At 69.0% G+C, this 22,479-nt stretch carries 24 protein-coding genes and 1 pseudogene; 14 read left to right on the top strand and 11 right to left on the bottom strand.

The window, feature by feature from the left end; translation table 11 throughout:
* Positions 1 to 22 precede the first annotated feature (22 nt).
* The 3 genes from QQZ11_RS02100 to QQZ11_RS02090 all read left to right on the top strand — a co-directional run bounded on the left by QQZ11_RS02100 (position 23) and on the right by QQZ11_RS02090 (position 2,472).
* On the top strand, positions 23 to 751 hold the full coding sequence (locus tag QQZ11_RS02100) for an ABC transporter ATP-binding protein (protein ID WP_022909527.1): 729 nt from the start codon (positions 23 to 25) through the stop codon (positions 749 to 751).
* Complete coding sequence (locus tag QQZ11_RS02095) at positions 748 to 1,485, top strand: ABC transporter permease (RefSeq protein WP_284548422.1); 738 nt, start codon at positions 748 to 750, stop codon at positions 1,483 to 1,485. Before QQZ11_RS02100 ends, QQZ11_RS02095 begins: the two co-directional genes overlap by 4 nt.
* An 87-nt stretch (positions 1,486 to 1,572) precedes the next feature.
* Complete coding sequence (locus QQZ11_RS02090) at positions 1,573 to 2,472, top strand: TolB family protein (protein WP_284548421.1); 900 nt, start codon at positions 1,573 to 1,575, stop codon at positions 2,470 to 2,472.
* Here QQZ11_RS02090 and QQZ11_RS02085 read toward each other — a convergent pair.
* Entirely contained in the window at positions 2,457 to 2,888 is a 432-nt protein-coding gene (locus tag QQZ11_RS02085) for a VOC family protein (protein ID WP_022909530.1), read from the bottom strand. The genes QQZ11_RS02090 and QQZ11_RS02085 overlap by 16 nt on opposite strands.
* An 84-nt stretch (positions 2,889 to 2,972) precedes the next feature.
* A complete protein-coding gene (gene msrA / locus QQZ11_RS02080) occupies positions 2,973 to 3,605 on the bottom strand; it encodes a peptide-methionine (S)-S-oxide reductase MsrA (RefSeq protein WP_284548419.1) in 633 nt (210 codons plus the stop codon).
* Between the two features lie 151 nt (positions 3,606 to 3,756).
* On the opposite strand from msrA, the pseudogene QQZ11_RS02075 reads away from it, so the two are divergent.
* Positions 3,757 to 4,212 (top strand): annotated as a pseudogene (locus QQZ11_RS02075) (GtrA family protein); the annotation flags it as partial.
* A gap of 62 nt (positions 4,213 to 4,274) precedes the next feature.
* Here QQZ11_RS02075 and QQZ11_RS02070 read toward each other — a convergent pair.
* Positions 4,275 to 4,991, bottom strand: coding sequence for a uracil-DNA glycosylase (locus QQZ11_RS02070; RefSeq protein ID WP_284548417.1), 717 nt, complete (start codon positions 4,989 to 4,991; stop codon positions 4,275 to 4,277).
* Positions 4,992 to 5,099: 108 nt separating this feature from the next.
* Here QQZ11_RS02070 and QQZ11_RS02065 point away from each other — a divergent pair, with 108 nt between their 5' ends.
* Together QQZ11_RS02065 and QQZ11_RS02060 are read left to right on the top strand one after the other, a co-directional pair.
* Complete coding sequence (locus QQZ11_RS02065; RefSeq protein WP_284548415.1) at positions 5,100 to 6,113, top strand: hypothetical protein; 1,014 nt, start codon at positions 5,100 to 5,102, stop codon at positions 6,111 to 6,113.
* 2 nt (positions 6,114 to 6,115) lie between these two features.
* Positions 6,116 to 6,556: a DUF2089 domain-containing protein gene (locus QQZ11_RS02060; protein ID WP_284548413.1), complete on the top strand. Its 441-nt coding sequence runs from the start codon at positions 6,116 to 6,118 to the stop codon at positions 6,554 to 6,556.
* Between the two features lie 80 nt (positions 6,557 to 6,636).
* Here the strand turns inward: QQZ11_RS02060 and greA are convergent, their stop codons facing one another.
* Together greA and QQZ11_RS02050 are read right to left on the bottom strand one after the other, a co-directional pair.
* Positions 6,637 to 7,149, bottom strand: a complete 513-nt coding sequence (greA, locus tag QQZ11_RS02055; protein WP_022909536.1) for a transcription elongation factor GreA — start codon at positions 7,147 to 7,149, stop codon at positions 6,637 to 6,639.
* Positions 7,150 to 7,189: 40 nt separating this feature from the next.
* A complete protein-coding gene (locus QQZ11_RS02050) occupies positions 7,190 to 7,624 on the bottom strand; it encodes a DUF4307 domain-containing protein (RefSeq protein WP_284548412.1) in 435 nt (144 codons plus the stop codon).
* 95 nt (positions 7,625 to 7,719) lie between these two features.
* Between QQZ11_RS02050 and mca the strand changes: the two genes are divergently transcribed.
* Complete coding sequence (gene mca, locus QQZ11_RS02045) at positions 7,720 to 8,628, top strand: mycothiol conjugate amidase Mca (protein ID WP_022909538.1); 909 nt, start codon at positions 7,720 to 7,722, stop codon at positions 8,626 to 8,628.
* Positions 8,629 to 8,646: 18 nt separating this feature from the next.
* A complete protein-coding gene (locus QQZ11_RS02040; RefSeq protein ID WP_022909539.1) occupies positions 8,647 to 8,838 on the top strand; it encodes a hypothetical protein in 192 nt (63 codons plus the stop codon).
* On the opposite strand, the gene QQZ11_RS02035 is transcribed toward QQZ11_RS02040, so the two are convergent.
* Positions 8,813 to 9,766 carry a phosphotransferase gene (locus tag QQZ11_RS02035; RefSeq protein ID WP_284548411.1) on the bottom strand — a complete coding sequence of 318 codons (954 nt, stop codon included), beginning with the start codon at positions 9,764 to 9,766 and terminating at the stop codon, positions 8,813 to 8,815. The two genes, QQZ11_RS02040 and QQZ11_RS02035, sit on opposite strands and share 26 nt — an antisense overlap.
* Before the next feature lie 398 nt (positions 9,767 to 10,164).
* Here QQZ11_RS02035 and QQZ11_RS02030 point away from each other — a divergent pair, with 398 nt between their 5' ends.
* Entirely contained in the window at positions 10,165 to 12,195 is a 2,031-nt protein-coding gene (locus QQZ11_RS02030; protein WP_284548409.1) for a thioredoxin domain-containing protein, read from the top strand.
* A gap of 39 nt (positions 12,196 to 12,234) precedes the next feature.
* Here QQZ11_RS02030 and QQZ11_RS02025 read toward each other — a convergent pair whose 3' ends face one another.
* Positions 12,235 to 13,044 carry an isoprenyl transferase gene (locus QQZ11_RS02025; RefSeq protein ID WP_022909546.1) on the bottom strand — a complete coding sequence of 270 codons (810 nt, stop codon included), beginning with the start codon at positions 13,042 to 13,044 and terminating at the stop codon, positions 12,235 to 12,237.
* Between the two features lie 117 nt (positions 13,045 to 13,161).
* Here QQZ11_RS02025 and trhA point away from each other — a divergent pair, with 117 nt between their 5' ends.
* The 4 genes from trhA to QQZ11_RS02005 all read left to right on the top strand — a co-directional run bounded on the left by trhA (position 13,162) and on the right by QQZ11_RS02005 (position 16,667).
* Complete coding sequence (trhA, locus tag QQZ11_RS02020; RefSeq protein ID WP_284548407.1) at positions 13,162 to 13,896, top strand: PAQR family membrane homeostasis protein TrhA; 735 nt, start codon at positions 13,162 to 13,164, stop codon at positions 13,894 to 13,896.
* 386 nt (positions 13,897 to 14,282) lie between these two features.
* Positions 14,283 to 15,587, top strand: coding sequence for a PhoH family protein (locus QQZ11_RS02015; RefSeq protein ID WP_026377778.1), 1,305 nt, complete (start codon positions 14,283 to 14,285; stop codon positions 15,585 to 15,587).
* A 96-nt stretch (positions 15,588 to 15,683) separates the two neighbouring features.
* Entirely contained in the window at positions 15,684 to 16,037 is a 354-nt protein-coding gene (locus QQZ11_RS02010; RefSeq protein ID WP_022909549.1) for a metallopeptidase family protein, read from the top strand.
* A gap of 90 nt (positions 16,038 to 16,127) precedes the next feature.
* Entirely contained in the window at positions 16,128 to 16,667 is a 540-nt protein-coding gene (locus tag QQZ11_RS02005) for a DUF4245 domain-containing protein (RefSeq protein WP_051139631.1), read from the top strand.
* A 67-nt stretch (positions 16,668 to 16,734) separates the two neighbouring features.
* Here QQZ11_RS02005 and QQZ11_RS02000 read toward each other — a convergent pair whose 3' ends face one another.
* Entirely contained in the window at positions 16,735 to 16,983 is a 249-nt protein-coding gene (locus QQZ11_RS02000; RefSeq protein ID WP_022909551.1) for an exodeoxyribonuclease VII small subunit, read from the bottom strand.
* Positions 16,976 to 18,253 (bottom strand): exodeoxyribonuclease VII large subunit, encoded by a 1,278-nt coding sequence (xseA, locus tag QQZ11_RS01995; RefSeq protein ID WP_284548405.1) that lies wholly within the window; start codon positions 18,251 to 18,253, stop codon positions 16,976 to 16,978. Before xseA ends, QQZ11_RS02000 begins: the two co-directional genes overlap by 8 nt.
* Before the next feature lie 51 nt (positions 18,254 to 18,304).
* Here xseA and QQZ11_RS01990 point away from each other — a divergent pair, with 51 nt between their 5' ends.
* Complete coding sequence (locus tag QQZ11_RS01990) at positions 18,305 to 19,321, top strand: 4-hydroxy-3-methylbut-2-enyl diphosphate reductase (RefSeq protein WP_284548403.1); 1,017 nt, start codon at positions 18,305 to 18,307, stop codon at positions 19,319 to 19,321.
* 55 nt (positions 19,322 to 19,376) lie between these two features.
* Here QQZ11_RS01990 and ilvA read toward each other — a convergent pair whose 3' ends face one another.
* Entirely contained in the window at positions 19,377 to 20,657 is a 1,281-nt protein-coding gene (gene ilvA, locus QQZ11_RS01985; protein WP_284548401.1) for a threonine ammonia-lyase IlvA, read from the bottom strand.
* 100 nt (positions 20,658 to 20,757) lie between these two features.
* Positions 20,758 to 22,407: a DNA recombination protein RmuC gene (rmuC, locus tag QQZ11_RS01980; protein ID WP_284548399.1), complete on the bottom strand. Its 1,650-nt coding sequence runs from the start codon at positions 22,405 to 22,407 to the stop codon at positions 20,758 to 20,760.
* Positions 22,408 to 22,479: the final 72 nt, after the last annotated feature.

Raw genomic sequence — 22,479 nt, 5'->3', positions numbered from 1 at the left:
ACGAGGAAGTGAGGGGGCGAGCGTGCCCAAGCACGGTCAGGCCGCCGTGGTCGTCGAGAACCTGGTGGTGCGCCGTGGGCGCCTGGAGGTGCTCCACGGCCTGAGCTGCGAGCTGCCGCCGGGGCAGGTGACGGGGCTGCTCGGGCCCTCCGGTGGTGGCAAGACGACCCTGATGCGTTCCATCGTTGGTGTGCAGCGGGTCGTCTCCGGACGAGTGACGGTGCTCGGCGAACCGGCCGGGTCGAGGGACCTGCGGCATCGGCTGGGCTACGTCACCCAGGCGCCCAGCATCTACGGCGACGCGACGGTCCTCCAGAACGTCAGCTACTTCGCACAACTGGCGGGGGCCAGCCGTGCTCGGGTCGCGGAGGTGATCTCACAGGTGGGGCTCGACTCACACGCGTCGGCGCTGGCCACCCGCCTCTCGGGTGGGCAGGCGAGCCGCGCCTCGTTGGCGTGTGCGCTCGTGGGCGACCCTGAACTGCTGGTGCTCGACGAGCCCACCGTGGGACTGGACCCGCTGTTGCGGGAGGACCTGTGGCGTCTCTTCCACGAGTTGTCGGATGCCGGGCACACCCTGCTGGTCTCGAGCCACGTCATGGACGAGGCCCGGCGGTGCGACCGGCTGCTGTTGCTGCGCGAGGGACGACTGGTCGCCGACGCCACTCCCGGCGAGTTGGCCGAGCGAACCGGCACCGATGACCTCGAGCAGGCCTTCCTCCGACTCATCCGGGCCGAGGAAGTCGCATGAACCCCCGACTCGGGCTGGCGACCGCCCATCGCTGTCTGCGGCAACTCGCCCATGACCGTCGCACCGTGGCCCTGATCGTCCTCGTGCCTCCGATGCTGCTGTTCCTGCTGCACGCCCTGTTCAACGGCAACGAGCGCATCTTCAACTCCATCGGGCTGATCATGCTCGGCGTCTTCCCGTTCATCATCATGTTCCTGGTGACCAGCATCGCGATGCTGCGGGAGCGCACGTCGGGAACCTTGGAACGGCTGCTGACCACGCCCATCCACCGCACCGACCTGTTGGCCGGTTACGGGATCGCCTTCGGCTTGATGGCCGCTCTGCAGGCCGTGATCGCGGTGGCGGTCGCCTACTGGCTGTTCGACCTCACCACGGCGGGGTCGGCCGGCTGGGTGGTGGGGATCGCCGTGCTCAACGCCGAGTTGGGTGTCGCGCTGGGGTTGTTCGCCAGCGCGTTCGCCGCGACGGAGTTCCAGGCCGTGCAGTTCATGCCGCTGATCGTGTTCCCGCAACTGCTGTCAGCAGGGTTGTTCATGCCCCGGGACCAGATGGCCACGTGGCTGCGCGCGCTCAGTACCGCCTTTCCGCTGACCTACGCGGTCGAGGCGTTGCAGCAGGTGGGCGCCCATGCCGACCCGACGAGTACCTTGTGGAAGGACCTGGCGGTGGTGGCAGGGGTGTTGGTCGTCTGCATCCTGCTCGCCTCCCTGACGCTTCGCCGCCGGACCCCCTGAGCCACCCGCACCTGACCATCCGCCCGTGTACCCGGGCGCCCCCGACCCCCGAGCGACGACATCCGACCACACGAAAGAGGGACGCACATGGCACCCCGTGAACTACTGCCGGGCCAGCGGGCCGAGATCTGGATCCTCTATGTCGACAGCGGCGAGCGGAGGCTGCGCTGGGCATCGTCCGAAGTCCTGGTCGAGGCACCCAACTGGCATGCCGACGGTCGACTGATCGTGAACGCCAACGGTCAGTTGTTCTCCCTCGAGGCCGACGGCGACGACGCCCCCTCGCCGCTGCCGATCCACGGACTCGACGACCTGAACAACGACCATGTGCTCGATCCCGACGGTCGGCACATCTTCGTGTCCGACTCCGGTACCCGCCACATCCACCGCGCCGACCTGACCACGGGCGAACAGGTGCAGGTCACCGGCGACGACGACGGGCTGTGGCACTTCCTGCACGGCGTCTCACCCGACGGCCGCGAGATCGCCTGGGTGGGCCTCACCTTCTCGGAGGACGACGGCGTGCGCACGAACCTGTTCACCAGCCTGGCCGTGCAGGCCGAGGGCCTCGCGGCCTCGCCGGGACGTCACCAGCTCACCGATGACGCCTTCCCCGACGACGGTCCCGAGTACTCACCCGACGGCCAGTGGATCTGGTTCAACTCCGAGCGGGGCAGCGCCGAGCCGGGTCACGCGCAGGTCTTCCGCATGCCCGCCAAGGGAGGCCACCCCACCCAGTTGACCTTCGACGAGCGGGTGAACTGGTTCCCGCACGTGTCACCCAGTGGCTGCAAGCTCGTCTACCTGAGCTTCCCCACCGGCACGGAGGGACACCCCGAGAACCGTGACGTGATCCTGCGTGAGCTGTACTTCGACTCCGGGTACCGCGATCTGGTGGCGTTGCCCGGTGGTCAGGGGACGATCAACGTGAACTCGTGGTCGCCGGACTCGACGCGGGTCGCCTACGTCGCCTATCCGTTCGACTGATCGACGCCGGTGACGGGGCGGTGCTGCGACGCCGCGTCCAGCGCCGCGAGTTGGTCACCCTCCCACGCCCCGCCCTCGTCCGCGACGAAGCAGAACTCGTTGCCGGACGGGTCCGACAGCACCGCGAAACCTGCCCGGGGCCGCCCTTGGAGGGGTGTCACGATGCGCGCGCCCAACTCGAGGGCCACGCGGGTCGCCTCCTCGATGTCTTCGACCTCGAGGTCAAGGTGCAGCCGGTTCTTGGCAACCTTGGCCTCTGGCACCTGCTGGAACGCCAGTCGCACGGGCTTGGATTCGACGACGGCCCAGCCCTCGCCCATCGCAGCCCAGCGGGCGCCGAAGATCGCCCCCCAGAACGCCGCCAGCTCGGCTGGCACCGCGCAGTCGACCACCACTTCTTGCACCCGAACAGCCACGGCCGCTCCTTCCCGGATGCGCCGCACAGTATCCCGACCGGCTGACCGGCTCAGCAGCGGGTCACGCTTGCGCCGGCGCGGAGGTCAGCTCGCCCGGCAGGTGACCCCGGTGGCATGCACCGGGCAGTAGCCGTTCGGGTTCGCCTCCAGGTACTGCTGGTGGTAGTCCTCGGCCAGGTAGAACTCACCCGCCGGGGCGATCTCGGTGGTGATCCGCGAGAAGCCCGCACGGCTGAAGGCCTGCTGGTACTCGTCGCGGACGCGCTGCGCGACGGCAGCCTGCTCGTCGTCGACGGTGTAGATCGCGGAGCGGTACTGGGATCCGACGTCATTGCCCTGGCGGTCGCCCTGGGTGGGGTCGTGGTTCTCGAAGAAGATCCCCAGGAGGTCGGCGAAGCTGACCACCGTCGGGTCGAAGGTGACGCGGACCACCTCCGCGTGACCAGTCCTTCCCGAACAGACCTCACGGTAGGTGGGGTTGGGGGTGAATCCACCCTGGTAGCCGACGGCCGTCGACAGCACACCCTCGGTCTGCCAGTAGAGCTTCTCGGCCCCCCAGAAGCAGCCCAGCGCCACGTAGGCGGTCTGGGCGCCGGGGAAGTCGCGATCGAGCTTGTCTCCGAAGATGCGGTGGAACGGCGTCTGGGTCAGCACCGGTTCGGCTCGTCCCGGCAGGGCAGTCTCGGCTGTGACGGGGGCCTGGTTGAATCCGAACATGTCCCCAGCCTAGGCGGCTCGGCCCGGCGGGCGACATTGTGATCGCCCACGGCTGAGAACCACGCTCGACGCGCCGGAGTGGGGCGCACGCCAGGCGTCCAATCTCGACGCCACTGTTGGCTGCCGGAGCCACTGCAAGCACAATGGACGAATGACACCGAGCACCCGCCTGGGCAACGCCGCCCAAGTCTTCGAGCGCTTCACCGGCGCGGTGCACGCGGTACTTCCGGGGCCGCTCAAGCGGCTGCCCGAGACCTTCATCGGGTACGCCGTGATCAACGGCTCGTCGTTCGCACTCGACCTGCTGCTGTTGAGCCTGTTCTTCGGTCACCTGCACCTGCCGTACCCGGTGGCGGTCTCGCTGGGCTATGGCACGGCATGCGTCTACTCGTTCGTCATCAACCGCTGGCTCAACTTCCGCTCCCACGGTCACGTCGGGGCCCAGTCGGCCCGCTACGTCGTGACCATGACCTCGAACTACGTGATCTGGATCCTCGGGTTCTCGTGGTTGATGGAGCACCTGGGTGTGCAGTTCCAGTTGGCCCGGTTCATGGCGGCCTGCATCGAGGGCATCTACGTCTATGTCCTGCTGCGTTGGTGGGTCTTCCGCAATGTGCGGGAGGTGGCGCCGGCTGCACATCCGGCTGCCGCTCCGAGCCAGAGCAGTCTTCAGTCCTCGTCGCCCTTGGCGGCCGTGGAGTCGACGGGCAGCCTCCAGTCGACGGGTGCTGAGCCGGCGGCCTCCAGCATCTGATTGGCCCGGCTGAACGGGCGCGAACCGAAGAAGCCCGACCGAGCCGACAGCGGCGAGGGATGGGCGGACTCGATCACCGGCACGCCAGCCGATGACAGGGTGGGGGCAAGGCTGCGCGCGTCCCTGCCCCAGAGCATGGCGACCAGTGGGCCGCCGCGCTGGGCGAGCACGTCGATGGCGTGGCCCGTGACCTGTTCCCAGCCCTGGTTGCGGTGCGATCCGGGAGCCCCCGGGCGTACCGTCAGCACCCGGTTGAGCAGCAGCACGCCCCGCTCGAACCACGCCGTCAGGTCTCCGTGCTCGGCCGGCTCGATGCCCAGGTCGTCGCGCAGTTCGGTGTAGATGTTGACCAGGCTCCGGGGCAGGGGACGAACCTGCGGCTCGACCGAGAAACTCAGTCCGACCGCATGCCCGGGGGTGGGGTAGGGGTCCTGGCCGACGACCAGCACGCGCACATCTGCCAGCGGGCGCGAGAAGGCCCTCAGCACTCGATCGCCGGAGGGGAGGTAACTCCTGCCCGCGGCCACCTCTGCCCGCAGGAAGTCCCCGGCCCGACGAATCGCCGGTTCCACGGGCCGCATGGCCTCGGCCCAGTCGGGGGCCATCAACTCCGCCATCGGACGAGCACTCATGGGTCCACGCTAGCGACCAGCGTCCCGGTATGCGGCGACCCCGGCTCCTCCCTGAAGTGCCAAGGGCTCCCTGTCGGATTGGCAAGGCGGCCTTGTAGTTTGGGCGCCATGAGCGACATCACCTCCATCCTCGAAGACCTCGCCGCGGGTCGGATCGACGCCGCCGAGGCTGCTCACCGCATCGAAGCCGCGAAGGCCGCCTCGCCCACCGTGCCCGACCCCGATGAGCTGCCCCCGCAGGAGCCCTCGCGACGCGGCTCCTACGACGAACTCGACGGCGGACGACCGCAGTTCGCCTCACATGCGCGGGAGAGCTTCCGGCGGTCCGAGCCTGACGACTCGTCCGGGCAGCAGCCTTCGCGTGATCAGGAACCCTCCGGTCGTCGGCAGTCCTCGTCGACGCAGCAGCCGGCCCCCGAGGTCAACCTCGACGAGGTTCCCGAGTCGGCCGCGGCCGAACCGGGTGCTCGTCCGGCGGGTTCGAAGGGTGTCGACCGGGTCGTGGTCCGTGCCACCGGTCGGAGGGTGCGGATCATCGGTGACCCCAAGGTGGCCACCCTGTCGGCCGACGGCCCCCACGTGCTGCGACGCACCGGTCGCGTGCTCGAGGTGACCAGCGACGGAGACCTCGGGCCCTCCCTCGACGGGTTCTCGATCGTCCGACCCCCGAAGTCGCTGGACGACCTGCGCTCGGTCGGGCTGGGCAAGGCCCTCACGTTGCGGGTCAACCCCGCCATCGCCGTCGACGCAGAGGTGACCGCCGGCAGTCTCAAGGTGGTCGGTGTGCCAGTGCTCGGAAAGATCCGGGTGACGGCCGGCTCGGCCAGTGTCACCGATGTCGTCGAGGTCAACGACGCGCTCGTCCAAGCCGGATCGGCGTCGGTGGAGGGGCCCCTCAAGCAGGGACGATCGAGGGTGCGGGTCGAATCGGGCTCGCTGTCGGTCAAGCTCACCGAGGGCGCCAACGTCACCATCAAGGCCGACGCCCACCTCGGCAAGGTCGCCTGGCCGGTCGAGGGACAGGTGGACGAGTACGTCGTCGGCAACGGTTCGGCTCGGCTCGACATCGGTGTCGTGATGGGGCACGCCTCCATCAAGGTCGACGAGACCGACGGGAACTGACGATGCCTCGTGCACACGGACTGGTGCGGGCAATGGCGGACCGCACCAGGCGGCGCCAACTGGCCGAACCCAAGCACCGCGCGCCGGGGGAGTGCCCCGTCTGCGGCGAGACGTTGCTGACCATCCGGCTCGGCTGTCCTGGTTGCGGCACCGAGATCGTCGGCGAGTTCGACGCGTGCGAGTTCTGTGCCCTGGATGACGCCGAACTGCACCTGCTGCGGCTCTTCCTGGCGGCCAGGGGCAACCTCAAGGAGGTCGAGAAGCATCTGGGGGTGAGCTACCCGACCGCACGGTTGCGGCTCACCGGGTTGCTCGCCAAGTTGGGGCTCAGCGGTGAGGCGGACGAGGATCCGGGCCTCACCGCCGAGCAGGTGTTGAAGGAGGTCGCCCAAGGAGCGCTGACGCCCATCGAGGGCGCCAGGCTGATCGAGAGCCTGGGCTGAGTCGAACCCTGCCCCGACCAAAACATCAGCGCCTGTCCCCGACCGGGAACAGGCGCTGATGCTTGTCTGCAGGGTCTGGGTCAGGGTGCGAAGATCTCCACCTTGGTGACGGTGACATCGATCTTCTTGCCGTTGGGTGCCTCGTAACTCACCTTGGCACCCACCGGCTGGCCGGTCACGGCCGCTCCGAGGGGGGACTGGGGTGAGTACACCTGCACCTGCTCCACGGACTCGTCCAGCCCGAGCAGTTCGCGGCTGCCGAGCAGGAAGGTGTCGGTGTCGTCCTCGTCGCCGAAGTAGGCGACGGTGACGAGCATGCCCGGGCCGGCCTGGTTGGTGTTGCGGGGGGCTTCCTCGACCTTGGCCTTGCGCAGGACGGCCTCCAGTTGGCGGATGCGCGCCTCCTGTTGCCCCTGCTCCTCACGGGCGGCGTGGTAGCCACCGTTCTCGGAGAGGTCACCCTCGCTGCGGGCCTCGGCAATCTTGGCGGTAACAGCCGTGCGGCCTTCACCCTTGAGGTATTCGAGCTCATCTCGGAGCTTGTCGTAGGCCTCTTGGGTCAGCCACACGGTTTCATCAGTGTTTGCAGACATTTCGCCAGCATACTCAAGGGCCCCGTCATTGGCCCGTTCATCAGGTGCGTTGGCACCCGACGAGGATGGCTGTCGTGGCCCTCAGCGAGGTGTGGAGCGTCACTTCCTGGGTCGTGTCCTGAGTGCTCCCCGAGACCGGGAAGGTCCTTTCGCCCACCACTTCACCGCTGATCGCCTGAGCCTGCACGGTGCAGGTCGCCGCGACGCCGGGATCGGGGCGGTGCACCTTCACGGTGGTGACCACGGTCTGGTCGTCCACGACTCGGTAGCCGTGGAGTTGCCCCGAGACGCCCGGGGTGGCCCGCTCCAGACCTGCCCACACCATCCACCCGCCCAGCAACACGGCGATGACGAGGGCCGCTGCCACCCAGCTGCCGCGGCGGCCGCGGGGGTACCGTGCGCGGATGCGCTGCCGGTCCTCCTCGGTCAGCTCAACACCACGGGCGAGGTTGGGGTCAGCGTCGGGTGCGGGCACTCGTCCATTCTGCCCGGTCGGCCGCGTGGCACGAACACCGCCTCGTGCTTGGTGGCGGGATGTCGGCTGGGCGAAGGTTGGGCACAATGGGGCGCATGTCTTCCGACCTTCGCCTGCTGAACGTGCACGCCCACCCCGATGACGAATCGAGCAAGGGGGCGGCCACGACGGCTCGCTACGTCAGCGAGGGCGTGCGGGTCATGGTCGCGACGTGCACCGGTGGTGAGCGCGGCTCGGTGCTCAACCCCAAACTCGACCGCCCCGAGGTGTGGGAACACATCGCCGAGATCCGTCGTGGAGAGATGGACCGTGCCCGCGAGATCCTCGGCATCGAGCAGGCCTGGCTGGGATTCGTCGACTCGGGACTGCCCGAGGGGGACCCCCTGCCGCCGCTGCCCGAGGGCTGCTTCGGGTTGACCGACCCGACCGTCTCGTGCGGGCCGCTGGTCAAGCTGATCAGGGAGTTCAGGCCCCAGGTGATGACCACCTACGACGAACGGGGCGGCTACCCCCACCCCGACCACATCATGTGCCACAACATCAGCGTCGAGGCCTTCCACCAGGCAGCCGACCCCGAGGCCTGGCCCGAGCACGGCCCCGCCTGGCAGGTGAGCAAGTTGTACTACCACATGGGCATGCACCGGTTGCGGTTGGCTGCGCTCGACGCAGCCATGCACGAGGCGGGCATGGACTCCCCGTACCGGGAGCGCCTGGCGCAGTGGGACGACATGCACTACGAGACCAGGATCACCACCCGGGTCGACTGCGGCGACTGGTTCGAGGTGCGTGACAACGCGCTTCGGGCCCACGCCACCCAGGTCGACCCGGACGGCTTCTGGTTCCAGGTGCCGCGTGAGATCCAGCTGAGGGTCTGGCCCACCGAGGACTACCAGTTGGTCGAGTCGATGGTCGACACCGAACTGCCCGAGGACGACCTGTTCGCCGGGCTGCGCGTGACCCCGCACCCGTCGGCCCACGCCCGGGGTGAGGACTTCACCATCTGAGCGGAGTAGCCTCGAGCCATGGTTCCCGCGTTCGCCATCGGCTCCGGCCCGCTCACCCTGCTCGTCTTCGTGGCGCTCGGCGCGTTCGTGGTGCTGGGCTGGTACAGCCTGCGGCGCAACCTGAGGGGCATCGACTTCAACGACCGGGGGTCCCGCGCCAGCGGTGAGCCCGGTCCCACCCCGGTCAGCCCGGACGAACGTTCGTCCTGAGCGCACTGTCGAGGTAGGCGCATCCCTCCTCGTCATGCCCGAGTCGGCGCAGGTAGAGGCCGGTCGTGACCCGCTCGATCCCCGCCCAGGCGAGGATCGCTGGTGCATCACATCCGGTCTGCTGGGCCAGTTCGGACGCCTTCGCCCTCAGCATGCCCCGCGGGTCGTCGGCGGCGAGCAGTTCTGTCGTCCAACTGCGCAGCACCACGCCCAGGTCGTACTCGGGTTCGCAGCCCCCGGTGCCGTCGGCATCGACCAGGACCGGCTCACCGTCGTCGCGCACCATCAGGTTGCCGGCATGGGGGTCCCCGTGCGAGCAGACCAGCCGATCGGGGCGGTAGAACCTGAGTCGCCCGCGGGCGAGTTCGCGGGCTGCTTCGACGGCCGGACGATGTCGGGGTTCGGCGAGGTGGCCGAGGTCGTCCAGCAGGCCGAGCAGGCCCTCCGCCTTGTGTCGGGCCGGGGGCACCGCAAGCGACGCGGTGGCCTGCCAGAACTTCAGGAGTGCCCCTGCGATGAGCCCGGGGGAGGTGTCCCACGACTCAGCCGGCCCGGGCCGAAGGCGCTCCATCAGTAGCGCACCCCGGTCGACGTCGGAGGCGAGCACCCGGACACAACCCCGCCCAGCAGCCTCGTCGAGCACCCGGAACTGGGCGGCGGTGTACTCGTCGGGAAGTACCAGTTTGAGGACGCATTCCCCGGGCCACCCGCCGGTGGCCCGAGCGCCGCTGGCCGGCAGGACGAGTGACCAGGCGCCGCCCTCGTAGGGATCTCCCACGGTGAGCCCCCAGCGTTCGCACAGGTCGCTCGCCAGCGCCGGCAGGCGGGTCGCCCAGGCACGGGCCTCGGGCCCGGCGTGGGCCAGGGTGGTCGTCAATCGGGCGGGCAGCCTCAGCGGTGCAGGAAGGTCGGGAGGGGCTGGGGTCATGGGTCCATCCTGCCGTGGCGGTGGGCGATCCATCTTCGTCCTTCGGGGGCCCACCTCGTCCGGAGCGAGCAACTCTTCGCGGCCCTGCACGGTTCTGGATCGCCCGCTCGCCAGAGCCTGCCAGGCCTGATTCCTGGAATGCCCCCGGGGTGTTGCCGTGGCGACATCTCGGGCAACCGCAGCGCCTCGATGACCGACCTTCTGGTCGCCACCGGCTTCGACGCCTATTCGTCTGAGCCGATCCGTATCCGTCGTGGGGCGGCGAATGTTGCATGCCACGTGCAAACTCGGCCACCACAGCACGGATGAGGATCGCCCTGCGCTGGTGACTCCACGACCCCGGCAGCCCCGAGACCCCCAGGACAGGACCTCCAGCGGCGGCCCCTTAGGGTTGAGGCATGCCGAATCGCCTCGCCGACTCCACCAGCCCGTACCTGCAGCAGCACGCCCACCAGCCGGTGGACTGGCAGCCCTGGGACGAGGCGGCCTTCGCCGAGGCACGCGAACGTCAGGTGCCGGTCTTCCTCTCCGTGGGCTACGCGGCCTGCCACTGGTGCCACGTCATGGCCCACGAGTCCTTCGACGACCCCGAGATCGCCGCCCTGCTCAACGAGAACTTCGTCGCGATCAAGGTCGACCGCGAGGAGCACCCCGACGTCGACGCCGTGCACATGTTCGCCACCCAGGCACTCACCGGACGCGGTGGCTGGCCGATGTCGGCCTTCCTCACTCCCGAGGGCGACCCGTTCTTCGCGGGCACCTATTTCCCCCCTGAGCCCGCCCATGGTCTGCCGAGCTTCCGGCAGGTGGTCGAGGCGCTCAGCCAGGCCTGGACAGAACGCCGTGACGAGGTGCTGTCGTCCGCGTCGACCGTGCGTGGCGAACTGGCGAAGCTGTGGGCCGCGACGCAGCCGAACGACGCCCTCCCCGGTTCCCGAGAGACCCTGGAACTTCTGGGCAAGGACTACGACCTGATCCACGGTGGATTCGGTGGGGCGCCCAAGTTCCCGCCGCCCACCGTGCTCGACGCGCTGCTGGTCAAGGGCGACCCGACCAGTCTCGACATGGCCCAGCTGACCTGCGAGGCGATGGCGCGAGGCGGTGTGCACGACCAACTCGGCGGGGGCTTCCACCGCTACTCCGTCGACGCCGGTTGGGCCGTGCCCCACTTCGAGAAGATGCTGTACGACAACGCTCTGCTGCTCGGCACCTACTGCCGGGCCTGGCGGCGCACGGCCGACCACGACCCCGACAAGCGAGCCCTGTTCGAGCGTGTCATCTACGGCACCGTCGAGTTCCTGGTCGACGAGCTCCGCACCGAGCAGGGGGGCTTCGCGGCCTCGCTCGACGCCGACTCCTGCGACATCCGCGGCGCAGTGCACGAGGGCATCTACTACGTCTGGAACCGCGATCTGCTGGTCGATGCGTTGGGCTCCGAGGACGCCGAGTGGGCGGCCGACGTCTTCCACGTGACCGTGCCCGGCACCTTCGAGCACGGGCTGTCGACACTGCAGCTGCGCAAGCGCGTTGACTGGGCCCGGCTCGAGCCGATCATGGCAACCCTCAAGAAGGTTCGCGACGAGCGCTTCCGTCCGGCCCGTGATGACAAGGTCGTCGCTGCGTGGAACGGGTTGCTGATCGACTCGTTGGTCACTGCCGCCCTGATGTTCGACGAGCCGGAATGGCTCGAGGTGGCGCGCGCCTGCGCCGAGATGGTCTGGTCGACCCACGTGGTCGATGGACGACTGGTGCGCACCTCCCGCGACGGGGTCGCCGGTCGCGCTCCCGGTGTGACGGAGGACCATGCTGCCCTCGCCCTTGGCTTCGGCCAATTGGCTGGTGCCACCGGCGACGGGGTCTGGCTCGAACGGGCCACTTGGCTGCTCGACCGCGCCGAGGAACTCTTCGCCGCCGAGGACGGTGGCTGGTTCGACGCCGAGCAGCAGCCGACGCTGCCTTCTCGTCCGCGTGAACTGACCGACAACCCCACGCCTTCGGCGACGGCGACCATGGTGCACGCGCTGCGCCTGGTCGGGCTGTTGTCGGGCGACGATCGCCTCCTGGACAGGTCGGAGCGGGGCGCGGCCACCACCTGGGCCACGGTCGCCGCCACCCCGCGATTCGCCGGGTGGAGCCTGGCCGACGCCTTGGTGCGCGAGGAGGCCCGGCGCGGATTGCGGCCCGGGGTGGCCGTGATCGTGGACGAGGCAGGCGACCCGTTCAACGAACTCACCCGCGCCGCGTGGCGGATGGCCCCCGCCGGAACCGCCATCGTGACGGGGCGCCCGGGCACAGTCGGGTTCGGTGACAACTTCGAGGACCGGGGCTCCGGTGGACGCTCACGGGCCTACGTGTGCCGCGGCACCGTCTGCTTCGACCCGGTGGACCAGTACACCGAACTCAAGACACCCCTGTGGTCTCGCTGCTGAGCGGGCTCGTCGCCGAGCGGTCTCGCTGCTGAAGGGTGGTCAGCGGCCGTACCGGCGCTCCCGCTGGGTGTAGGTGCGCAGCGCTCGGACGAAGTCGACCTTGCGGAAATCGGGCCACAGGGCCTCGTGGAAGTAGAACTCCGAGTGGGCGCTCTGCCAGATCAGGAATCCCGACAGGCGCTGCTCACCCGAGGTGCGGATGACCAGGTCGGGATCGGGCTGCCCCTTGGTGTAGAGGTGGTCGGCGATCTGGTCGATCTCCAAGGTCTCGGCGAGCGACTCCAGGGTGGTGCCCTTGGCTGCCTCGGCGGCCAGCAGTGAGCGGACGGCGTCCCGCAACTCGTGGCGGCCGCCGTAACTGACGGCCACGTTGACGTGCATGCCGGTGCGCGACTCGGTGCTGACGGCCGCCTTCCGGATCCGCTCGGCCACCTGGGGTGGCAGCAGGCTGAGGTCTCCCACGGGCTGCACCCGCCACCGGTGGTGCGCGGCCAGGTCCTCGAGCAGTTCGGCGATCACGTCGAGCAGGGGGAGCAGTTCGTCGTCGTCGTCGCGGCGCAGGTTCTCGGTGCTCAGCACCCAGATGGTCACCACGCCGATGCCGGCCTCGTCGCACCAGTCGCAGAAGTCCCTGAGCTTGGCAGCCCCGGCGCGATAGCCCGCGACCAGAGGTTGGCCCGGGGCGTTCATCCGGGCCCAGCGCCGGTTGCCGTCGGCCATCACGGCGACGTGCCGGGGGAGCTTGTCGTGGTCGAGTTCGGCGAGCAGTCGTCCCTCGTAGGTGGCGTACAGGAGGTTGGAGGGGTGCAGGCGATCGATCGCCTCGCCCACCCAGTGCCGCCACGTCATGGGCTCACTCTAGCCAGACCACCCGGCCCGCCCCGGATCGGTGGGAGGGGGTCGCCGACGTCGATACCTACGGTAGCGTAGGTTACGCATTGGCCAGCTGTGAGGAAAGGTCGCACCATGCCGTTGGACGAGGAGTCCCGAGCCCCCCGCGGTCACACCACCGAGCCCGCAACGGCCGGGGCCGTCGGCGATGAGCAGGGCCCCGTCGACAGGGCGTTGGCCGCCGTGAAGCCTCGGCTGCGTGGCTGGCTGCACACGGTGATGGCCCCCTTGGCGTTCGTGGGTGGGCTCGTCCTGCTCGTCCTCACCCCGTCCGTGGCGGGACGACTCGCCGCGGCGGTCTACCTCACCTCGTCGCTGGCGCTGTTCGGCAACTCGGCGGTCTACCACCGCGGTCACTGGACCGAGCGGGTGCAGGCGACCTTGCGGCGGGTCGACCACGCCAACATCTTCCTGTTCATCGCCGGCACCTACACGCCTCTGGCCACCCAGATGCTCGCCGGCGGCAGCCGGGTGGCGCTGCTGACCCTGGTCTGGATCGCGGCAGGGCTCGGTGTCGCCTTCCGGGTGCTGTGGCTGTCGGCTCCTCGATGGCTGTACACCGCGCTGTACGTGTTGATGGGGTGGGCCGCCGTCGGGTGGCTGCCGAGCTTCTGGCGCAACGGTGGGGCGGCGGTGGTCGTCCTCGTCATCGCTGGCGGGCTTGTCTACTCGGCAGGCGCCCTCGTCTACGCGCGCAAGCGGCCCAATCCCTCACCGGTCTGGTTCGGGTTCCACGAGATCTTCCACGCCTGCACCGTGGTGGCCGCCCTCCTGCACTTCGCAGCCATCGTGCTGGCAACCTTCGGCTGACCTGCTCACTGGCGCCGGGTCGGTGCGGTGGCACGTCGACGCGGGCGGGTGAACACAGGCGAACAATGGGAAGACGTGCGGCGTGGCGTGCGTGATGCAAGGGGCTGGAAGCTTACGTTCCAGTCACGGAGCAATTGACCCCTCGTCGAAGTGGAGAGCTCCCCACGGAGTGATCCATCCAGCGATCGGGCGCCTTCCCCCGGTGGCTTCGGGCATGTTGTCAGACCGCGGCGTGTGACCCGCACGACGCGCCCACCAGTGCCATGGGCACTGGGTGCCAGTCGTCTGCTCGGCGTCCGGCACCAGGTGCTCTGGGAAGGATTACCGTGCTCAACAGCCCCACCGATCAGATCACCCACTCGAGCGGGGCCCCGGCTCCCGCCCCGATGGTCGGCACCCAGCAGCGCACCCTGACCTACGTCCTCGACACCTCGGTGCTGCTCAGCGATCCGCGCGCCCTGCTGCGCTTCGCCGAGCACTCCATCGTGTTGCCGATCGTGGTGATCACCGAGCTCGAGGGCAAGCGCCACCACCCCGAACTGGGCTTCTTCGCCCGCTCGGCCCTGCGCCTGCTCGATGACCTGCGCATCCGCCATGGACGCCTTGACCTGCCGGTGCCGGTCAACGACCAGGGGGGCCTGCTGCACGTTGAGCTCAACCACACCGACCAGAGCCGGTTGCCTTTCGGTTTCCAGCTGGGCGACAACGACACACGCATCCTGGCGGTTGCCCTCAACTTCCAGCACGAGGGCCATGACGTGGTGCTGGTGTCGAAGGACCTGCCGATGCGGGTGAAGGCCTCGGCTGTGGGTCTTGCGGCGCAGGAGTACCGCGCCGAGCTGGCTGTCGAGACCGGATGGACCGGTATGGCGACCCTCGAGGTCGGCAACCAGGTGGTCGACGACCTCTACGCCACCGGGGTGGCCGAGTGCCAGGAGGCCGACGCCCTGCCGGTGCACACCGGTGTGGTGGTGCACTCGCCCTCGGGAACCGCCTTGGCGCGCCGTGACGCCGCCGGGGAGTTGCGACTGGTGAAGTCTGACCGAGAGGCCTTCGGTCTGCACGGACGCTCGGCCGAACAGCGGGTGGCGCTCGACATCCTGCTCGACGACACCGTCGGCATCGTGTCACTCGGTGGACGAGCGGGCACCGGCAAGTCGGCACTGGCCCTGTGCGCCGGCCTGGAACTGGTGATGGAGCGCCGCCAGTACTCGAAGGTGATGGTCTTTCGTCCGCTCTACGCCGTCGGCGGGCAGGATCTCGGCTACCTGCCGGGGAACGAGAACGAGAAGATGGCACCGTGGGGGCAGGCCGTCTACGACACCCTCTCGGCGCATGCCAACAAGTTCGTGATCGACGAGATCATGGCGCAGAACATGCTCGAGGTGCTGCCGCTGACCCACATCCGTGGGCGGTCGCTGCACGACGCCTTCGTGATCGTGGACGAGGCGCAGTCGCTGGAGCGCAACGTCCTGCTCACCGTGCTCAGCCGACTGGGGACGAACTCCCGGGTCGTCCTGACTCACGATGTGGCGCAGCGCGACAACCTGCGGGTGGGGCGTCACGACGGGGTCGCCGCTGTCGTCGAGAAGCTGAAGGGGAACCCGCTGTTCGCCCACGTCACGCTGACCCGGTCGGAGCGCTCGCCCATCGCGGCCCTGGTGACCGAGATGTTGGAGGACGCGCTCTGAGGCCGGCTCGCTGAGCGTCTCGCGTCTTCGGCACCCCACAAGGGGAAGCATGGGCGCGGGGGAGGGTGCGGAGCGACCGTGGCTAGGCTGGCTGGCATGCCGACAACGGTCAGTGCCGAGGAGTTCGACGCAGCCGTGGAGCGCGCGCTCGAGGAGGTTCCCTCGGCGCTGCTCGACCTGCTCGACAACTGCGTGGTGTTGGTTGAGGACGAACCGGATGCCGACGACCCTGACCTGCTGGGCTATTACGACGGCACCCCGCTCACTGAGCGCGACACCCAGTACTCCGGGGTCCTGCCCGACCGCATCGTCATCTTCCGTGGTCCGCTGCAGCGGATGTGCGAGAGCACCGAGGAGTTGGTGGACGAGATCACGGTGACCGTCGTGCACGAGATCGCGCATTTCTTCGGCATCGACGACCGCCGGCTGCACGACCTGGGATGGGACTGACGGTTCGCGCGCCCCTTCGGGCTGGGGACCACTGGATCCGCAGCGCTGCCCAGATTGGGAGGGCTGGGCCGTGGCTGGAAGACTGGCAGCGTGAGTGGACGAAACCCGAAGGCCGGCGCCCGCGACATGGTGCTGACCATGGCGGTGCTGATGGTCCCCGTGCTGCTGATCGTGTGGTTCTTCCAGCGCACCCCCGATGAGCCCCCGCTGCCGAGTGCCGACTGGCAGGCCACCGTCGCCCAAGCGCGGGCCAAGGCAGACTTCCACGTGCTCGCGCCCCAGAAGCTGCCGGAGGGCTGGCGCGCCACCCAGGCCCAATTCGAGCCGTGGGGGCAGGGGTCGTCCGGCGGTGACGAGTTCCGGCTGGTGTTGCTCGACGCCGACAACGTCAACCTGCAGCTGATGCAGGTCTCGGCCGCCGATCCCAGACGGTTCATCAGCCAGCAGACCCGCGACGGGTACGAGTCGGGAGCACAGAAGGTGGGCGACGCTGTCTGGAAGCAGTACACCTCCGCGGACGGGCGCACCGTCTACCTGCTGGGGGAGCGGACGGACTCGCTCGTGCTCGTGCAGGGAGACACCAGCGCCGAGGCGCTGGCGTCCTTCGCCGGCCTACTCGTGGCTGGCTGAATCCCGGCCTGAGGACTCGTCAGCGGGGGGACTCGTCAGCCGGGGGACTCGTCCGTCGGGGGACTCGTCAGTCGGAGGACTCGCCCCGACCCTCGGCGGCCGCACGGGATGCCTGCACCTTGGCCTTGGCACCGTCGAGCCAGCGCTGACAGATGGCCGCGAGTTCCTCACCGCGCTCCCACAGCTTCATTGAGTCGTTCAGGGAGGCGCCCCCCGACTCGAGTTGCCGCACGATGTCGGAGAGTTGTGCGCGCGCCTCCTCGTAGCTGAGTTGCTCGTCGCTGGCCCCTCCAGGGGGCGTCTGCCTGTCAGCCATGGTCGGCCTCTCTCTCCAGGGGTCCGGACGACCCCTCCCGTGCCTGATTCGGTACGCGCCCCTCGTGCACGCCGCGCGCTTCGAGGATGAGGGTGCCGTCGGCCACATAGGCCAACAGGTCGTCGCCCTCGTCGATGTCGTGGACTGAGGTGATCGATCGGTCCTCGCCGTCCACGAGGATGGCGTAGCCACGCTCGAGGGTCGCCTTGGGCGACATCGACCGCACCCGCTGCAGTTGGTGGTCGACGGTGCGTGACTCGTCGGCGAGCGCACGCCCGATGGTGGTGGTGAGTCGTCGCCGCCACTGAGCCAACTGGTCGACGTGCACGGCGAAGCTGGCGATGGGGTCGCGCATCACCGGGCGGGTGGTGAGCGAGTCCAGGTCAGCCTCCGCTCGCCCGAGTCTGAGCAGCAATGACTGCCTCAGCCGCGCCAGGTCGGCAGTCACTGCCTGGCGTTGCTCCGAGACGTCCGGCACCACGGCCTTGGCGGCGGCGGTCGGGGTGGCGGCGCGGAAGTCGGCGACGAGGTCGACGATCGGGGTGTCCGGTTCGTGACCGATGGCTGAGATCACGGGGGTTCGGCATGCGGCCACGGCGCGGACGAGGCCTTCGTCCGAGAAGGGGAGCAGGTCTTCGAGTGAGCCCCCACCCCTGGCGATGATGATGACGTCGACGCCGGGATGTCGATCCAGTTCAGCCAGTCGTTGCATCACCTGGCCAGCGGCATCGGGCCCTTGGACGAGGCTGTGGCGCACCTCGACGTGCGCGTCGGGCCAGCGGGCCGCGATGGTGGCGAGCACGTCCCGTTCTGCGGCCGAGCCCTCGCCGGTGACCAGCCCGATGGCGCGCGGAAGGAACGGCAGGCGGCGCTTGTGGTGTGACTCGAACAGACCCTCGGCCCGCAACTTCGCCTTCAACTGCTCGAGTTGGGCCAGGAGTCGTCCGACCCCCACGACCCGTAGTTCGAGCACCTCGAGGCTGAACTTGGCGCTCTTGGGCCACATCCGTGGCTTCACCCTGGCCGCCACCGTCGTGCCGTCGGTGAGCGGCCCCACCTGGTCGAGCACCAGTCGGGAGCAGGTGCCGTCGGCGGTCACCGACCCGTTCTTGTCGCGCAATGTCAGGAACTGGGTCGCGCCCTGGTAGCGCTTGATCTGCACGACCTCCGCCTCGACCCAGATCTCCCCGAGGCGGTTGACCCACTCGGCAGCGGCAGCGATCACCCGGCCCAAGGGCTGGGGCTGCTCGGGCGAACTGGGGAGTGGCACGTCAGCCAGCCTAGGGGTGGGCCCCGACAAATCCACACGTAGACTCGAGCCATGACCGAGCAGACTTCCACCAGCCCTGCCACGACCCCTGAAGCACCTGCCACCCCGCGACCCAAGCGGGTCGTCGTGGCTGCCCCCCGCGGTTACTGCGCGGGTGTCGACCGGGCCGTGATCACCGTTGAGAAGGCGCTCGAGACCTACGGGGCACCCGTCTACGTGCGCAAACAGATCGTGCACAACAAGCACGTGGTCGAGAACCTCTCGGAGCGTGGCGCCATCTTCGTCGAGGAACTGAGTGAGGTGCCCGAGGGCGCCACCGTCGTGTTCTCGGCCCATGGGGTCTCGCCCGCCGTGCACGCCGAGGCTGGGCAGCGCCACCTCAAGACCATCGACGCGACCTGCCCGCTGGTCACCAAGGTGCACCACGAGGCCAAGCGGTTCGCCAAGCAGGACGTCGAGATCCTGCTGATCGGGCACGCGGGCCACGAGGAGGTCGAGGGCACCACCGGGGAGGCCCCCGAGCACATCACCTTGGTGCAGTCGCCCGACGACGTCGCCGACGTCGAGGTGAAGGACCCCTCGAAGGTGGCGTGGCTCTCGCAGACCACCCTGTCGGTCGACGAGACCCTGGCCACCGTGCACAAGCTGCGCGAGAAGTACCCGAACCTGATCGACCCTCCGTCCGATGACATCTGTTACGCCACCTCGAACCGACAGGCCGCCATCAAGCAGATCGCCGGCCACTCCGATCTGGTGATCGTGGTCGGGTCGCGCAACTCGTCCAACTCGGTGCGCCTGGTCGAGGTCGCCCTCGAGGCGGGGGCCAAGGCCGCCCACCGCGTCGACAACGCCTCCGAGGTTGACCCCGCATGGCTCGAAGGCGTGACATCGGTGGGCGTGACCTCGGGCGCCTCGGTGCCCGATGAGCTGGTCGAAGGAGTGCTGCAGTTCCTAGAGGGCCAGGGCTTCCCCAAGGCCACCGAGGAGCGACTCACCGAGGAGAGCCTGGTGTTCGCTCTGCCCCCCGAACTGCGCAAGGACCTGCCCAAGCACGCCATTCGGCACTGAGCCTCACGGCTCCCGGTGGCCCGTCGGCCGACGGGCTCCGGGATCGGCCGCGGCCTCAGATGAGGTAGCGGTGCAGGGCTGAGTCCGGCGGCACGACCTCATACTCGACGGGACCGCGATTGAGCCGCTCGATCAGCACCGGGTAGCTGTACGGGTCACCCAGCTCGATGCCGACCAACGCCGGCCCGACATCGCGGTTCGAGCGCTTCACGTATTCGAAGTGGGCGATGTCGTCCTCGGGGCCCAGCACCTCGTCGAGGAACCGCCGTAGGGCTCCGGGTTCTTGCGGGAACTGCACCAGGAAGTAGTGCTTGCGTCCCTCGTGGATGAGCGATCGTTCGACGATCTCGGCGTAGCGGGACACGTCGTTGTTGCCGCCTGACAGGATCGCCACGACGGTCGAGCCCGGTTCGATGGTGAAGTCGGCGTCGCGTGCGTGGGTCTTGATGGCGGACGATGCGAGTGCCCCGGCCGGCTCGGCGATGATGCCGTCGGACTGGTACAGGTCGAGCATCTCGGAGCAGATCTGCCCTTCGGGCACGACCACCAGCTCGGACTTGCCCTCGGCGACCAGCCGGTGGGTGAGCTCTCCGGCCCGGGAGACCGCGGCACCGTCCGCGAACGTGTCGATGTGGGCGAGGGTGACCGGACGACCTGCGGCCAGCGCCGCCGACATGCAGGCGGCGCCTGCAGGTTCGACACCCACGACGCGGGTCCTGGGGTGGTGGGTGCGGAACCAGGCCAGACAGCCCGAGAGCATACCGCCGCCTCCGACCGGGACGAGCAGCACGTCGGGGGCATCGCCCAGCTGCTCGACGATCTCTGGCCCGACAGTGCCCTGACCAGCGATGGTGCGGGGATCGTTGAACGCGGGAACGGGGATGGCGCCGGTCTCTCGGGCATGCGCACGGGAGGCCATGGCGGCCTCGTCGTAGGTCTCGCCGCCGACCACCAGGGTGACCCGACCTCGTCCGAGTTCCCACATCCGGTCGCGTTTCTGCCGAGGGGTGGTGCCAGGGACGAAGATGCGGGCATCGATGCCGAGTTCGGCGCAGCTCCACGCGACGCCTTGGCCGTGGTTGCCGGCGGAGGCGCACACGACCCCGTGGGCGCGTTCCTCGGCGGTGAGTTGGCTGATCAGGTTGTAGGCACCGCGCAGCTTGTAGCTACGGACCGGTTGCAGGTCTTCCCGCTTGAGCAGCACGGTGGCGCCGGCCTGGGCGCTGAGACGCTCATTGGGCTGCAGCGGGGTGAGCAGGGTGACCCCCCGCAGGCATTCCTGTGCTGCCTCGATCTGCTCGGCCAGCCGGGCCAGGGTCACGTCCTCGGAAGTCACGGCTCCATCATGGCCCCCGTGCTGCTCCGCGTCACGCCGGGGTCGAGTACCGCTGGGCCGATCGTGCTGGGCCGATCGTGCTGGGCCGATCCTGCTGGGTTCAGCTGGGTTCGCGGCGGCGCAGTTCGATCATCCGCGGCTGGGTCGACTCGACCAACGCATCGGTTGAGGGATCGGAGCGCTCGAACAGGTCGTCCTGGTCCTCGGAGTGGCCGCCATGGTTGGACTGGCTGGTCGTGTCCCGTCGTCCCGTTTCGAGGCGGCCGCCCTCGAGTCGCCGTTCGCGACCCGCCAGCTGCGCCACCTGCTCGGCGCTGTCGACCAGTTCGGGTGCGGTCAGCTGGCGCGGGCTGAGCTCCACCTCCTTGAGGACGGCCAGTTCCTGGTGGGTGACGTCGAGGTCGGCGAGCTTGCGGGCCTGCGGGAACACCCGCCCTTCGAGGGAGCCGACGGTCTCGTTGTAGGCCTTCACCGATGAGTTGAGCTGGCGCCCGAGCTTGTCGAAGTTGGCGCCCATGGTGGCCAGCCGGGAGTGCAGTTCACGTCCGAGCTGGAACACCTCGGCAGCACTCTCGGCCAACTTGGCCTGCTTCCACGAGAAGGCCATGGTGCGCAGGGTGGCGATCAGCGACGACGGGCTGGTCAGGACGACGTTGCGCTTGCTCGCGTAGTCGTGCAGGTCGGGGCTCTGCGTCAGGGCCTCGGCGAACAGGGCATCGGAGGGCACGAACAGCACCACGAACTCGGGGGTGCCGGCGTCGGAGGTCCAGTAGTGCTTGCCCGAGAGCTGGTCGACGTGGGTGCGGACGTTCTTCGCGAAGGTCTTGAGATGACGCTGGCGCTCCGCTTCGTCGGTGGCCTTCTGGGCATCGAGGAAGGCGACCATCGGCACCTTCGAGTCGACCCAGACGAACTTTCCCTCGCCGAAGTGCACCTTCATGTCGGGTCGGATGGTGTTGTCGTCGGAGTTGACGGTGGTGGCCTGGAGCTCGAAATCACAGTGGGCCAGCATGCCCGCCGACTCGGCCACCCTCTTCAGCTGGGCCTCACCCCACAGCCCGCGGGTCTGAGGGGTGCGCAGCGCCGTCGACAGCGCGTTCGTCTCGCGGCGCAGGTCTTCACCGGTGCGGGCCACCTGCTGCACGTGGGCGCGCATCTCCGCCTGGACGGCTGCCCGCTCCTTCTCGACCTCGGCGATGCGGCCCTGCAGGTCCTTAAGCAGGTCGGTGACGGGGGCCATGACCTCCTGGGTGGCCTTGAGTCGATCGCTGGCGACGGCATCGGCCTTGGCGCCCTGCGCCTCGAGGGCCTTCGCAGCCAGCAGTTCGAAGGTCTGTTGCATGCGCTCACCGTCGGCCTTGAAGGCGTCGAGTTGGGCCAACGCACTGTCGCGCTGGGCGATCGCGGAGGCGAGTTCGCCACCGATCCGCTCGCGCTCGGCCACAGCCTCGGCCCGGTCGGTGTGCGCGTCCGACAGCTGCGCCCTCAGCTCGGCATCACGGGTGCCGCCCTCTGCCGCGCGAGCCCTCGCCTCGGAGGCCTCCAGTCGTGCCTGTGAGGCCTCGGCCTTGGCCCGCTCGGCCTCGCTGCGTGCGCGGTCGAGTTCGGCCTGTCGCTGTGCCTCGCCGGTTCGTTCGTCCGCGGCCTTGCGGGCGAGTCGTGACGCAACGATCTGCCAGGCGGCGACGGCCCCGACGACGACGCCGACCAGCAGGCCGACGACCAACAGCACGACGTGGGAAGCACTCATGCCTGACACTCTGCCAACCAGCTCCGACAATTCCTTCCGCCCACTCCGGGGGAGCGGGATTCAGCCCCTTCG

Source organism: Aestuariimicrobium sp. T2.26MG-19.2B (genome assembly GCF_950101875.1).
GTDB lineage: Bacteria > Actinomycetota > Actinomycetes > Propionibacteriales > Propionibacteriaceae > Aestuariimicrobium > Aestuariimicrobium kwangyangense.
Note: the sequence above shows the minus strand (reverse complement) of the source record. Positions and strands in the feature narration are given on the sequence as shown.